At 42.8% G+C, this 14,145-nt stretch carries 14 protein-coding genes; 4 read left to right on the top strand and 10 right to left on the bottom strand.

Annotation, left to right across the window (positions count from 1 at the left end):
• Window positions 1–4: 4 nt before the first annotated feature.
• Window positions 5–979, bottom strand: a complete 975-nt coding sequence (locus CXF86_RS06340; protein WP_101091491.1) for a glutathione S-transferase family protein — start codon at window positions 977–979, stop codon at window positions 5–7.
• A gap of 67 nt (window positions 980–1,046) precedes the next feature.
• A complete protein-coding gene (locus CXF86_RS06335; protein WP_101091490.1) occupies window positions 1,047–1,493 on the bottom strand; it encodes a DoxX family protein in 447 nt (148 codons plus the stop codon).
• Window positions 1,494–1,601: 108 nt separating this feature from the next.
• Here CXF86_RS06335 and CXF86_RS06330 point away from each other — a divergent pair, with 108 nt between their 5' ends.
• The gene (locus CXF86_RS06330) at window positions 1,602–2,522 is read left to right on the top strand and encodes a LysR family transcriptional regulator (protein ID WP_101091489.1); all 921 of its coding nucleotides are present in this window, start codon (window positions 1,602–1,604) and stop codon (window positions 2,520–2,522) included.
• A gap of 187 nt (window positions 2,523–2,709) precedes the next feature.
• On the opposite strand, the gene CXF86_RS06325 is transcribed toward CXF86_RS06330, so the two are convergent.
• The 7 genes from CXF86_RS06325 to prmB all read right to left on the bottom strand — a co-directional run bounded on the left by CXF86_RS06325 (window position 2,710) and on the right by prmB (window position 9,133).
• Window positions 2,710–3,411 (bottom strand): DUF3313 family protein, encoded by a 702-nt coding sequence (locus CXF86_RS06325; protein ID WP_101091488.1) that lies wholly within the window; start codon window positions 3,409–3,411, stop codon window positions 2,710–2,712.
• A 260-nt stretch (window positions 3,412–3,671) separates the two neighbouring features.
• Entirely contained in the window at window positions 3,672–4,217 is a 546-nt protein-coding gene (locus tag CXF86_RS06320; RefSeq protein ID WP_102038618.1) for an RNA methyltransferase, read from the bottom strand.
• Between the two features lie 62 nt (window positions 4,218–4,279).
• Window positions 4,280–4,549: a YfcL family protein gene (locus CXF86_RS06315; protein WP_101091486.1), complete on the bottom strand. Its 270-nt coding sequence runs from the start codon at window positions 4,547–4,549 to the stop codon at window positions 4,280–4,282.
• An 85-nt stretch (window positions 4,550–4,634) separates the two neighbouring features.
• Window positions 4,635–5,759 (bottom strand): ATP-NAD kinase family protein, encoded by a 1,125-nt coding sequence (locus CXF86_RS06310; RefSeq protein ID WP_101091485.1) that lies wholly within the window; start codon window positions 5,757–5,759, stop codon window positions 4,635–4,637.
• A gap of 47 nt (window positions 5,760–5,806) precedes the next feature.
• Complete coding sequence (locus CXF86_RS06305; RefSeq protein WP_101091484.1) at window positions 5,807–6,988, bottom strand: MFS transporter; 1,182 nt, start codon at window positions 6,986–6,988, stop codon at window positions 5,807–5,809.
• Window positions 6,988–8,082, bottom strand: a complete 1,095-nt coding sequence (aroC, locus tag CXF86_RS06300) for a chorismate synthase (protein ID WP_101091483.1) — start codon at window positions 8,080–8,082, stop codon at window positions 6,988–6,990. The genes CXF86_RS06305 and aroC overlap by 1 nt, the downstream gene beginning before the upstream one ends.
• Before the next feature lie 106 nt (window positions 8,083–8,188).
• Entirely contained in the window at window positions 8,189–9,133 is a 945-nt protein-coding gene (prmB, locus tag CXF86_RS06295) for a 50S ribosomal protein L3 N(5)-glutamine methyltransferase (RefSeq protein WP_101091482.1), read from the bottom strand.
• Window positions 9,134–9,212: 79 nt separating this feature from the next.
• Between prmB and smrB the strand changes: the two genes are divergently transcribed.
• Window positions 9,213–9,743, top strand: coding sequence for an endonuclease SmrB (gene smrB / locus CXF86_RS06290; protein ID WP_101091481.1), 531 nt, complete (start codon window positions 9,213–9,215; stop codon window positions 9,741–9,743).
• 109 nt (window positions 9,744–9,852) lie between these two features.
• Here smrB and sixA read toward each other — a convergent pair whose 3' ends face one another.
• A complete protein-coding gene (gene sixA / locus CXF86_RS06285; protein ID WP_101091480.1) occupies window positions 9,853–10,323 on the bottom strand; it encodes a phosphohistidine phosphatase SixA in 471 nt (156 codons plus the stop codon).
• 406 nt (window positions 10,324–10,729) lie between these two features.
• Here sixA and CXF86_RS06280 point away from each other — a divergent pair, with 406 nt between their 5' ends.
• Window positions 10,730–13,519: an insulinase family protein gene (locus tag CXF86_RS06280; protein ID WP_102038632.1), complete on the top strand. Its 2,790-nt coding sequence runs from the start codon at window positions 10,730–10,732 to the stop codon at window positions 13,517–13,519.
• A 169-nt stretch (window positions 13,520–13,688) separates the two neighbouring features.
• Window positions 13,689–14,145 (top strand): ligand-binding sensor domain-containing protein (locus CXF86_RS06275; protein ID WP_374702327.1); only part of this gene is annotated, 457 nt, incomplete at its 3' end.

The raw sequence follows: 14,145 nt of genomic DNA, 5'->3' as shown, positions 1-14,145 counted from the left end.
GTTGTTATCCTCGTTGACTATTTGTTGAAAGCGCTTCTCTATCATGCTTGACAGTGAAGTCTAACTCTGGCCCTTTTGGCACAATCAACGTTGGGTTAATGGTGTCATGGCTCGCGTAGTAATGAATTTTTGTATAAGGCAAATCCACTGTTTCTGCCACAGACCCAAACTGGTAAAGCTCTCGTACGTAATTGCTAATATTATGAAATTCACTTAATCGGTTACGGTTACATTTAAAATGGCCATGGTAAACTGCATCAAAACGAAGCAAGGTAGTAAATAAACGCCAATCAGCTTCAGTTAAAGACTCGCCCACCAAATAACGGTGTTCACCAAGGTGCCCCTCGAGCCAGTCTAAACTTGTAAAAAGTTCATCGTAAGCTGCTTCATAAGCCGCTTGAGTGGTTGCAAAACCGGCACGGTATACACCATTATTTATTTGGTGATAAATTCGCTCATTAATCGTATCAATTTCACTATGTAACGCTGCTGGGTAATAATCATCTGTATTACCTGTTAAGTCGTTAAAAGCAGTATTAAAGATGCGTATGATCTCACTTGATTCGTTGTTAACGATTTTATTAGTTTGTTTGTCCCATAAAACAGGCACTGTTACGCGGCCTTGATAATCGGGTGCAGCTTTTAAATAGAGTTCATACATAAATTCACTTTCAAACAGTGAATCCGTATATTCACTATCCGCATCGCCAAACTCCCAACCATTTTCTCTCATTTCAGGCCTAACCACGCTGACAGTAATAATATCTTGTAGTTGTTTTAATTGACGGAAAATAAGCGTGCGGTGTGCCCAAGGACATGCCAGCGATACATACAGATGATAGCGTCCGGCTTCAGGCTTAAAAGGGCCGTCAGCTGAAATAGTGTGTCTAAAGCGACTCTCCTGACGCTGAAATTCACCTTTACTACTTTCTGTGTCATACCATTGATCGACCCACTTACCATTGACGATTAAACCCATGATTTACTCCACTGTTTATAAAGAGCCCTGTGCCGGGCGTATAATAATGATGTATTAGTTAGCAATACTATTGAGTGCGGTCGGCAATAATATTATCGAGTGATAAACGTCCGCCACCTTGCAACATTAATGCAAGACTAATGATAATTAACGATAAGCCGAATTCGTAACCGTTGTTGCTCATAAATAAACCGTTTTCTAAATGCACTGTCAAAATAGCAACGATCATGGTAAACGCTAAAACAAGTGCAGTAGGCCGCGTTAGCAAGCCGATAATGAGGAGTAACCCACCAAAAAATTCTGCGCTGCCAGCCATTAATGCCATTAAATAACCAGGGCCTAATCCAATTGATTCCATCCACTGACCCGTACCCTCTAGGCCATATCCACCAAACCAAGCGAATAATTTTTGTGCACCGTGAGCCATAAAGATAAGACCGACTGGAATTCGCAATACTAACGATGACCAGTGCGGGTTAGATGTAGTTAATTTATTCAGTAGTAATGTAGACATTTTATTCTCTTCAGTTCATTGTTTTTGAATGTTGGAGCTATTATATTTAATAGCCAAAAGAATGAATAACGGTAATAACTGACCAACCAATTCAAAAGGATTGAACTAATGAATTCTCCTATCACACTAGATGCATTAAAGGTGCTTGATGCCATTGAACGTAAAAAAAGTTTTGCAGCTGCCGCCGATGAATTATTTCGTGTGCCTTCAGCGATCTCTTATACCGTCAATAAGCTTGAAGAGGATTTAGATATTGCGCTGTTTGATCGCAGTAAACGCAAGGCGGAATTAACTGCCGTAGGCAACTTAATTGTTGAACAGGGCCGACTTATTTTACAGGCCACCGATGAACTCACCTACATGGCTAAACAGAGTGCCAGTGGTTGGGAGTTAGAGTTACGCATCGCTGTCGATAGTATTTTACACTTTCAGCCGATCTATTCACTGATTGCACAATTTCAGATTTCGCACCCATGGATAGATATTAAAGTCACTGAAGAGGTATTTGGTGGTACCTGGGATGCGCTAAGTGCGGGGCGATGTGATCTCGTTATTGGTGCTGCGGGCACTGCTCGTGACAACAGTTTTAATATTCATCCGATAGGTGACATTGAGTTTATTTTTGCAGTCGCTAAAGATCACCCTCTTTGCCAAGAGCAACAACCTTTAAGTAATACAGTGATTAAAAAATATCCCTCAGTGGTGGTTGCAGATAGTTCAAGAGAGCTAGCAGCACGTTCAGCAGGCTTACTCGATGGCCAGCCGCGTATTACGGTGCCCAGTATTGACCAAAAAATAGAAGTTCAGCTACTTGGCTTAGGAGTCGGCTATTTGCCTGTTCATCGTATACAGCAACAATTAAAGAGCGGACAATTGGTGGCGTTAACGCTGGAAAAACCTGACAACAGAAATCATGACATGTGTGCAGCATGGCGAAAAGAGAATAAAGGCAAGGCACTAGCCTGGTTTGTGGAAAAAATAAAGGCACTGAAAAACGATGTATTTTTTACCGAAGATCCACTAAATTAGCCGACATTTAATTAGAGCATTAATAAAAATGAGTAAATGACCCATATCAGGAATGCTAAGAGTAACAGCTCTAACAAAGAAAGCGGCTAAAGTGAGTTACCCTCAGACTAAATGGTTCCAATGACCTGCGGTCAAACTACTGCAGTGGCTCTAATAATGTCATTTAGCCTCTGCCAGTGTTGCGATGCTAGTTAGCCCCTGCTGCCATCAAAGCATTTTTAAAGTCATTGACCCAGCGACGATAAACCGTTTTAACATCCCCCCAGTTAAATACTTGGGTGTTTAGTTGCCACTGGTCAAAACCCTCAGCCCGATCAGCCGCTTTTGCTAACACTTCGCCGGTCTGACCGTCTTTAATCATTGCCAGTAACATCATGGAGCCTGAGTTTTGAGTATAGGTTTTTCCCATTGAGTTATAGCTTCGTCTTGAAGACTCTATCGGTGCACTCAGCCGAATATCGGTTACCGCAACTTCAATGACTAAGGTATCTGGTCCTGCTTTATCAACAAGCTCAAACGGCTGATCTTCATTGAACACACTGACAACCATTGTCGCAAATTCAGCGGACATTCTTTTGAGGGCTTCATCAGGCAGATCGTAGGTTGCATTAAGCCCATCAGCTCTTCGGTCGATACGTGGCTGTGTATAATCAGTCGGATGATCATTAGTCACCGTGGCGGGTTTAAAATACAGTGTTCGATATTGACTCCAATCGACATTTGGCCTAGCGAAAGAGATATCTAACACCGAGTTGTCAATTTTAACCAAGCCCTCTTTAGTCACTTGTGCATCAGGCCCCGATTGCATTGAAGGAGGCGCTGAGGAGCAGCCTACTAGTCCTATCAATAGCGCCAGCAATACGGTTTGTTGTTGTCTTAATAGTCGCATTGAATCAATCCTTTAATTAAAATGGTCCTAGTAAATATGAGTAGCGATGGTCTATACGTCAATTAAATAATCGGCACAATTTTTTATTTTCAGAGCAAGCACTTCACCAAAACAGCCTGCAACGCTTATATACGCTCATTAACATTTACTAAAGCTGCAATTGACTAAATAAAAAAGGCCACTTTTTAAAGTGGCCTTTAATTGACGCAGTCTTGTAACCTACGCACCTTTAGCAGCGCGCGTAAGCTTCAAAGCGTTAATCACTTGGGGAAATTGAAACTACGCTTAACTTTAATACGATTATTTTTGTCACGACTAGAGCGGATCAAATCATCACCGATGATCATCGCTTTCGACTTTGATAGTCGGTCATAAAGCAGCACGTTAACTGAAGCCGCTAGGTTCATGCAGCCGACAGTCGGCACATACACTACTGCGTCAGCTCTATTGATAAGTTGCTGATTAATAGTGCCGTCTTCTGGCCCAAAAATATAAAGCGCTTTTTCTGGATGTTCAAATGAAGGCAGTGGTATTGCCCCCTCTACAAGATCAACGCACACAATGCTGACATCAGGCTCTACTGCATCAATTAAAGACTCTACGCCTGTTAGCGCTATGATTTCGCTAGCGGCTTGCGTATCAGTATTATATTGTGAATTGCCGTTGCTGGCTGCCAATGCGTAGCGTTTGCCGGTATAAAACACATCCTCGGCTTCATAACATCCCGCTGCGCGCATTACGCCACCGACATTGGTTGGACTTTTAGGATTCACTAACCCTATTGCGCTATATCGTTTGCTACTCATACTTAATCACTCAATCGAAAAACTAACTGCCGCAATAAGACCACGGCATAACACCTAACTCGTTAAGCCGCTAACTTGCAGCTTAGCTGTAACCAAGCATCGTTAACCAATGCATAGTCGTTATCATCGAGCTCTTCTCTAGCAAGTGCTAGACAATCAGCCATTTTAGATTCGAGTGCTTGTGCACCTTGATCATGTTCGGCTTCTAACTTCGATAACACAACGGCAAAATGGCCTTGAAGATATCCGCTTGCGAATAAGGCGTCATCATCACCGTCAGCAACAATACTTTCAATCCAATCCTGAAGTGTTTGCTCATACTTCTCTAACATTGAGGGCTCCACATACTCAAAACTATTGGAATCATTCCAACATTTAATTAATAACAGTTAACAGACTCAGTAGTTGCAGTCGTGATTACTCGACTAAATCTGGATTCGCAACCTGATACATCACATAATCATGATAGCCGGTCACCACTTTGTAATAGCCTGTAAGTTCTTTATCTAATTCTGGGTCGCCACTATCCACAATTAGTGGTCGTCCTTCAAGTGCTTTTAACTTTGTTTTTGTCGCTAAAATAACAATATTGTTCTTACCCACCCGTCTTACTAGCTCGGGGGATAACTGCTGGTTACCTCGACCTAAAATGTGGCCTTGGCCGCCGATAAGGGTAATGTATAGCTTAACTGATTGGTTTTCGGTTAATTTTAGTAATTCATCAGCCGACAAATCACTGGCGACTAATTGTCGCGCTTGAACGAGATCGACACCCAATAAGGTATTGTCGAGTCCAAGCTCTTCCATCACAGCCGCAACGGTGCTGCCAGAGCCTATAACAATGACATCATCTTCCATGAGTTCAATCGCTTCAGCAGCAATATCGGCCAGCACGAGTTCGTCGGTTTCTATGCCACCCATTTTTACCGCTTGAACATAACGCGGCTCAGCGGGAACCAGCATTTCACCAAATCGCTTGGCTTTGACTACGCCGGTTCTAAAGGCAACTTCATCGATATCCATCACATCAGCGCACATCAGGCTGACTAATTCACCCTCTAACAACATCTTGACCACCACGCCTGATGCATGGGGCGTTATCCCGTAAACCCCTGAATGAATCTTCACCCCAGCGGGCACACCTAACACTGGGATATTATCGTCAGCGATGGCAAAAATATCCCTTGCAGTGCCGTCCCCCCCTGCAAATAAAAGCAAATCGAGTGTTTCACTCAGCAGCTTCTCAACGACCAATTGAGTATCTTGCGCCGCTGTGAGCGCGGGCGCATGATAGACAACACGCACATTAAACCCCATTTTACGGGCTAACGATTCGCCCATATCACCTGATGCGGTGATGATCTCAAGCTGATTTTTATAGGGTAAAATGACTTGCAGAGCTTGTTGCATTCGCAACTGTGATTTAGGGACTGCGCCTTTAGCGATAGCTAAGTCAGCCACACCATCGCTGCCTTTTAAAGCAACACTGCCACCTAAACCCGCAAGTGGATTAATAATTAAACCAAGACGAAACCTGCTCACTTCATTGACTCCATTTAAAAGCAGTTAGAGACGGACTCATTAGCTGTTTAGGCCGTAGTGACCGATCTAGCCGGCGGGCGCTGCGATGACGGAATAAATAACACTGCAATCATTGAAAGCACGGCGCAGAATGCAGCAAAAATCCACGTTGTTACTGCGCCTGAGCCGTCACCCCATATTATTCCACATAACCAAGTACCCAATGCACCGCCAACACCAAAGCTCAAGCTGGCATAGAGCGCCTGCCCTTGGCTACGACGACTGATATCAAAATGCTTATGTACAAACTGAATTGAAGCGGCGTGGGTTAACCCAAAAGTGAACGCATGTAATATTTGACTTAGGCTGAGCCACAATAAGCTGTCGACCCCAAACGCAAGTAATAACCAACGAACAGCGGTTAACGCAATACTGATAAAGAGTAAAAATTTCACCCCAAAACGTCCAAGGAGTCGCGGCGCATACATAAACATAATGATCTCTGCCGCCACGCCTAAGGCAACAAAAATACCCGCAACGGCTTCGGTATATCCCGCTTGCTTGAGATATAGAACAAAGAAACCATAGAAAGGTCCTGCGCTCATTTGCAATAACATCGCTGAGATAAGAAACCAAATAACGGCTTTATTAAACACTAACGGTGGACGTTTAACATCCCGCTGCACCTTAGCTCTGTTAGCGGGTAGTGGGAGTGCGCTGACCAGCATACCGACAAATAATGCCATACCAATATAGGGCAGGATCTGTGGTCCCCAATGACCGATGGCAAAACCACCACCCACCACAAGAACGATATAGCCAACACTGCCCCAACTCCGTATTGCGCCATAACGGGTGGTATTCTCCCCCAGTGTTTCAAGTGTTATCACTTCTAACTGGGCAAGGATAGCGTTCCAAAAAAAGGTATATACCGCCAGACTGATAGCAAGATACATCAAGCTACCATCATAGAAAAAACTGAGGTAAGAGACTGCAGCAGCGCCTGCGCCTATCTTGATTAGCTCAGAGCGCATTCCGGTTCTATCAGCCACTATTGCCCACAAATTTGGGGCGATAATGCGAGTCCCCATGAGGATGGCTAATAAAAAACCAATCTCTTGAGCATTAAAACCGCGGCTATCAAAAAAGACACCTAAATAAGGTACCATGACGCCAAGAATAGAGAAGAAAAAGAAATAACAAGCACAGAGCCAGCGTAATTGCTGCTCTGTGTTTTTAGGCTGAAACATTAACGCATTCCAATGACAGGTGTACTGCTATTCACATCCATATTTTGTGCGCGGTGACGCAGTAAGTGATCCATTAATACAATCGCTAACATTGCTTCTGCGATGGGTACTGCACGAATGCCCACACAAGGATCATGTCGACCTTTGGTCACTACTTCAGCAATGTCACCTTGGGCAGTCATACTCTCGCCCGGCACACTGATGCTTGATGTCGGCTTCATCGCAATATGAGCGACGATAGGTTGGCCGGAAGAAATCCCGCCTAAAATGCCACCCGCATGGTTAGAAGCAAAACCTTCTGGCGACATTAAATCACGATGCTCAGAACCTTTTTGATTGATAACTTCAAAGCCATCACCAATCTCAACACCTTTGACAGCATTTATTCCCATGAGTGCATGGGCAATTTCAGCGTCTAATCGGTCAAATACAGGTTCACCCAAGCCAACAGGAACGCCCGTGGCGACCACCGTCACTTTAGCGCCTATTGAATCACCACTTTTTTTAAGATCGCGCATGTATTCGTCTAAAGCCACAAGCTTCGACGCATCAGGGAAGAAGAATGCGTTTTTCTCAATTTCGGCAAAATCAACAGACTCTGCTTTGATTGGACCCAGTTGTGACAAATAGCCATTTATCTCAATACCATGAACTTTCTTTAGGTATTTTTTGGCCACAGCACCAGCAGCGACTCGCATTGCTGTTTCACGCGCAGAAGAGCGACCACCACCACGGTAATCTCTTAAACCATACTTTTGTTGATAGGTATAATCGGCGTGCCCAGGACGAAACAAGTCTTTAATATTCGAGTAATCTTTACTGCGCTGATCAGTGTTTTCAATCAACAGACCGATTGAAGTCCCCGTTGTTTGACCTTCAAACACGCCAGATAAAATGCGCACTTCATCCGCCTCACGACGAGCGGTGGTATATCGAGAGGTCCCTGGGCGACGGCGGTCTAGATCATGCTGCATATCCGCTTCATTTAACTCAATCCCAGGAGGGCAACCATCAATAATACAACCTAAGGCAACTCCGTGGCTCTCACCAAATGTAGTGACTACAAAATTTTGACCAATACTGTTTCCCGACATCCGCTTTCTACACCTCAATTACGCAAATTAAACGAGCATCTACAACTAAAAAGTAGATACACAAATTAAATGGCCTCAATACAACCAGCATTGTGGCTAGTTTCTATTATTCACTATCTTTATAGATAACAAATAATGATTCATTCTCAACAAGTTGATCACGCGTTAAAATGAAAACACCGTCTCCGCCATTTTCAAAACTTACCCATGTGAATGGCACATCCGGGAATAGCGCGATTAAATGCACCATTGAATTACCCACTTCAACCACCAGCAGGCCATCTTCAGTCAAATAATCAGCTGCATTGGCAAGGATACGCTTGGTGAGATCTAAACCGTCACGACCAGAAGCAAGACCAATTTCAGGCTCATGATGATATTCATCCGGCATATCACCGATATCTTCGGCATCAACATAAGGAGGATTAGAGACGATTAAGTCGTAGTGTGGGCCTTTAGGGATGGCAGAAAACAGATCAGATTCCATTGGGAACACCCGGTCCATAACCCCAAGAGTTTCAATATTAATCTGCGCCACGTCTAAGGCATCTTCGCTGATGTCTAACGCATCGACTTCAGCATTTTCAAATTCGTAAGCACAAGCGATGGCGATGCACGCACTGCCTGTACACAAGTCCATTACGCGATTAACTTGTTTGTTATATAACCAAGGGCTGAAACGGTTAGCGATTAACTCAGCAATTGGCGAACGAGGAACTAATACCCGCTCATCAACATAAAATTCTAGACCCGCAAACATCACTTTATTTGTTAGATATGGAACAGGTAAACGCTCTTTGACACGGCGAATAATGAGTTCAACAATTTTATGTTTTTCGCTAATAGTCAGATTAGAGTGAATGACTTGTTGGCCGAGCTCTTCTGGTAAATGCAACGCATGAAAAACCAAAGCAATGGCTTCGTCCCACGCATTGTCGGTACCGTGTCCGTAATAAATATTTGCATCATTAAAACGACTGACACCCCAGCGTAACATATCACCAATTGTTCTTAATTCAGTAACGGCTTCATCAACAAAAATCTTATCCAAAATTCACTCCAACATTTTAATTCCGACTCATTGTAACTGAACTCTATTCATATGGCATCGGATTCAATAAAATACCCTTATGAATAAAAGAACCGATAAAGATGATTTGGCACTATTTGCAGAGCAAACAAAAGGAATGAAACCTTTTGAGCAAAACAAACGCCACTTTAAATCAGCCCCTAAAGACCGCAAAGTGATTGAGGAAAAAGAGCAACAGCTACATGCTGACAGCTTCTTCTCTGATACTTATCAACCACTACTGCCCGAAATTGGTCCGATGAAGTGGGCAAGAGATGACGTTGATAGCTATGAAGTAAAACGTCTGCGCCGCGGAGATTACGTGCCAGATCTATTGTTGGATTTGCATGGTCTACGCCAATCAGAGGCAAAACTTGAGCTAGCCGCTTTGATCCAAGCCTGCATTAAACAGCAAAGCCATTGCTGCTGCATTATGCATGGCCATGGTACGGGGGTGTTGAAACAGAATATTCCAATGTGGTTAGCGCAGCACCCTCACATAAAGGCCTTTCATCAAGCGACTAAAGAATGGGGCGGCGACGCGGCATTACTGGTGTTAATTGATATTGGCGACCAACCGTACCGACGTTAAGTGTAGTCTTGCAGTGCAATTAATACAGACTAAGGCTGCGCACACAAAAAAAGTGAGTCTTTTGGGACTCACTCCTTCCTAAACCCTAAACCCTAAACCCTAAACGATGCTAGCAGATCATATGAGGTGCATATTGCCATTCTACAGAAGCTTGCGTCGTTTGCTTATTAATAAGCGTAACACCTGAAGTGGCAAACAATGGCGGCTCAAAGCCTGGTACCAACTCACTCACCAAATAGCCTAACAGTGGCATATGTGCCAAAACCAATACATTTTCAGCTTTATAATGTTCAGCATAAGCAAGGACGGTTTCCGCAACTGTCGCAGGGTCTCCCGAAGGTACCAGTTCATCTAATGTTAACCATTGACGAGGTTCAGGAAAATGCTGATGCATTTCTTGCCAACTTTGTTGCGCTCGCAGATACGGACTGACAAGCACTAAATCAAACTCAGTAACGCTCTGTCCTAGCCAATTACTCATCAAGCCTGTGTGCTGGCGACCAGTATCCGTTAATGTGCGTTCTCGATCTGAATGGGCATTAAAGCCCGCTTCACCATGTCGCATTAAAAATAGCTGCATACCGCTTTGCTACTCCCAACTTTTTATTCTTATTAACTAATTGTAGTCTGAATCTTAACAGCAACATACCGTTTTTTAGTTATTAATTAGTCGAATATAACTTGTGGTGGTTTTAAGATACTAACCATAAAAGAGTCAAAAGGTTAATTGAACATCAAATTGAACCAAAATCAGCCAAACGACAGATTATTTTACCGTTTGGAGATCTTGTGTTTGAAGATAAGTAGAAATAATGGCAAGTTACATTATTACAGCAACCTAGAATCATTTACATCGCTAGCCTATCGACTCAATCCCACAAGCCGACCAAGAGATGTAAATTGGTTTTTTTACGTGCTTTATCGACAAGTGATTACTAAAGTAAGTATCTAGGTTAGATGCTGTTCGATCAATTGGAGCCATGCTTTTGCCAAAAAACAAAAAAGTTATCACCAGTCCAAATGACCATCGCAAGTACCGTAATATCACCTTAGAAAATGGGTTGTCGGTATTATTGGTTGAAGATCTGCAGTCAACAGAAGCGGCAGCATCAATGGCTGTGGCCGTAGGTCATTTTGACGACCCGGTTGCTCGTCCTGGTATGGCACATTTTCTTGAACATATGCTTTTTCTTGGTACTGAAAAATTCCCTGACTCAGGAGAATACTCAGCCTTTATCAACCAGCATGGCGGAAGTAATAACGCTTGGACTGGCACTGAGCACACCAACTTTTTTTATAGCATCAACGCCGCACAATTTGAAGCTTCGCTCGACCGTTTTAGTCAATTTTTCATCGCACCATTATTTGATGTAGCGTTAGTTGATCGCGAGCGTCATGCTATCGAATCTGAATTCAGTATGAAGTTAAAAGACGATATTCGACGCGTCTATCAGGTGCAAAAAGAAACGGTTAACCCGGCTCATCCCTTTTCCAAGTTTTCAGTGGGTAACCTAGAAACATTGGCTGGCGAACAACAAAACTTGAGAGAGGAGTTAATCGCTTTTTATAACGAAAAGTACAGTGCTAACATTATGACATTATGCATTGTGGCTCCCACCTCTTTGGATGATTTGGCCAAGCTTGCTCACACTTATTTTGCTGCGATTACCCACCATCCAGAACCTACTCAATATCCAGATACCCCAATTTATCTAGCAGAACAATTACAAGCAAAAATCAACATCGTTCCTCTCAAAGAACAGCGACGAATTGCGATTACGTTTGCTTTGCCTGCGCTTGAACGCTTTTATAAGCGTAAGCCTTTGACATTTATTAGTCACCTTCTAGGTTACGAAGGCAAAGGTAGCTTGCTCTCCTATTTAAAAGAACGAGGACTAGCCAACAACTTATCGGCTGGCGGTGGTGTAAACGGTTACAATTTCAAAGATTATAATATTAGTATCCAACTTACAGATCTAGGGTTGAACAAGCTTAAAGACGTTATTGATTGTACTTTTGAGTACATTACTTTAATCAGAGAGACAGGGTTAAGCGACTGGCGATACAAAGAAAGGGCTGCTTTACTCAAAGTTGCTTTTCAATATCAGGAACAAGTTAAGGCACTGGATTTGGCAAGTCATCTGAGCATCAACATGCATCATTATGATGTTGAAGATGTGGTTTTTGGTGATTACCGCATGGATGGTCTTGATGTTATCGAAACCCAGCAGTTATTAGCGATGATGACTCCGGCTAATATGCGCTTACAACTTATTGCTCCTGAGTTAGAGACCGATAAACAAGCCGCTTGGTATCACTCACCGTATCAGATCCGTAAAATTTCCACGGAAGATATCACTCGTTGGTTAGCACCTAAAGTGCGCTCCGAACTCACCTTACCCTCGCCTAACCCGTTCATTATTGACCATTGCGTCGCAAGAACAGATAAAAGTAACGGGCCAGTACCACTAGTGGTATCACAAGAACCTGGCTATCGAATTTGGCATAAAAAAGATGATGAATTTAACGTGCCCAAAGGGCATCTCTATCTTTCCTTGGACTCAGCTCAAACTGCTGCATCACCCAAACATGCTGCATTAACACGACTGTATGTAGAAATGCTGCTTGATTACCTCACCGAGTATACCTATCAAGCAGAGGTCGCAGGCCTGAGCTACAACATTTATCCTCATCAAGGTGGGATCACCTTACATTTGACCGGTTTTTCTGGCAAACAAGAAGCACTGCTCTCACTTGTTATTGAAAAAGCACGCGAGCGCAAGTTTACTCAGAACCGCTTTGAATTGATAAAAAAGCAGATCTTACGCAGCTGGTATAATCATACTCAAGCTAAGCCAATATCCCAGCTATTTACCAGTTTAACGGTGACGCTGCAAAAGCGCAGTTTTGAACCCGCTCGGATGGCTGAGTTACTTGAAGAGATCACGTTAGAAGACTTACATGCACATGTTAAAAGTTTCTATGAAAAAATACATTTAGAAGGTTTGGTTTATGGCGACTGGCTGGAAAGTGAAGCTAAGGCCTTAGGTTGTAAGCTTAATAGAATTTTATCCTTGGTCACCTCCCCAAGTTCAGAGTCTTCAAGGGAGCTTATCGACCTCTCAAATAAAGGCACATTGTTGAGAGAAGTTTCAGCCTCTCATCAAGACAGTGGCATTATTGTCTACTACCAATCTGATACTGCGACACCAGAAAATATGGCGCTGTTTAGCTTGCTAAACCACACGATGTCATCTACGTTTTTTCATGAGTTAAGAACGCAAAAACAGTTGGGTTATATGGTCGGAACGGGTTATCTGCCTCTGAATCGATACCCTGGTATTATTTTTTATATTCAATCACCGAACTCTGGACCACAGGTTCTATTGCAGGCGATAGACGAGTTCATTGCAGATTTTACCTATGCAATATTACAAATCACCAATGAGCAATGGGAATCAACTAAAACCGGCCTTGTGAACCAAGTCATGGAACATGATGCGAATCTTAAAACGCGCAGTCAACGTTACTGGTCTAGCATAGGTAACAAAGACTATGCCTTTAACCAAAGGGAAAATGTTGTAGAGCAAATAAAGACGTTAACTCGCTCTGATTTAATCAAGTTTATAATGAAGAAGATGCGGACTAAACATTGTGACCGACTGGTCCTCTTTAGCACGGGTGAGTCCCATCAAGATCAAGCGCAGCTAAAGTCCGATAATATGATCCTAGATCTCCGTGCATTCAAACTCAAAGCTGAACAATTTGATTACTAAAGCGCGGCATATTGGGTAAACAGTGAAACGATGAGAAACGGAATGTCTAAACGGATAAACATTAAAGTTAACCCGTTTAGACAATAAAAAAACACAAAGTGGACATATATCATACTGAAAGGATGTGAGTAATGATAATTAGCTACGAAATGCACGAAGACTTTTGACAATGACGTCACTTTCTGAAAAAGTGAGCATTAGATACTGTTGCCTTAAGACATTGGTTAAAAATAAAATAATAAATATGCCTAAGACACTGCTAAAAGTTACACTATTTTTGTTCCTGCTCTTCTCGTCGATGCAGTCTTCTTTAGCATTCACGCTAAACTCTGTCTCTCTAGGTGTACCTGAAGGACTATCTCAAAGTAACGTTACATCCATCGTTGAGGATGCTGATGGTTATGTTTGGGTTGGTACCCTTAATGGGCTAAACAGATACGATGGTAAAACCTTCCGCCATTACTTTCCTTCAGATAGCAACCAGTTAGCCAGCACTTTCATTCGCAGCCTCTACATTAGCAAGTCAGGATCCATGTACATTGGAACTGATAAAGGTTTATCCGTATACGATCCCAAACAGGACAAAATAGTATCTTCTAACGTATTAGGTTTTGAAATAAATGAAG

Source organism: Shewanella sp. GutCb (assembly GCF_002836135.1).
Taxonomy (GTDB): Bacteria; Pseudomonadota; Gammaproteobacteria; order Enterobacterales; family Shewanellaceae; genus Shewanella.
The sequence above is the reverse complement of the archived record's forward strand: the minus strand, read 5'-3'. Positions and strand labels throughout refer to the sequence as shown.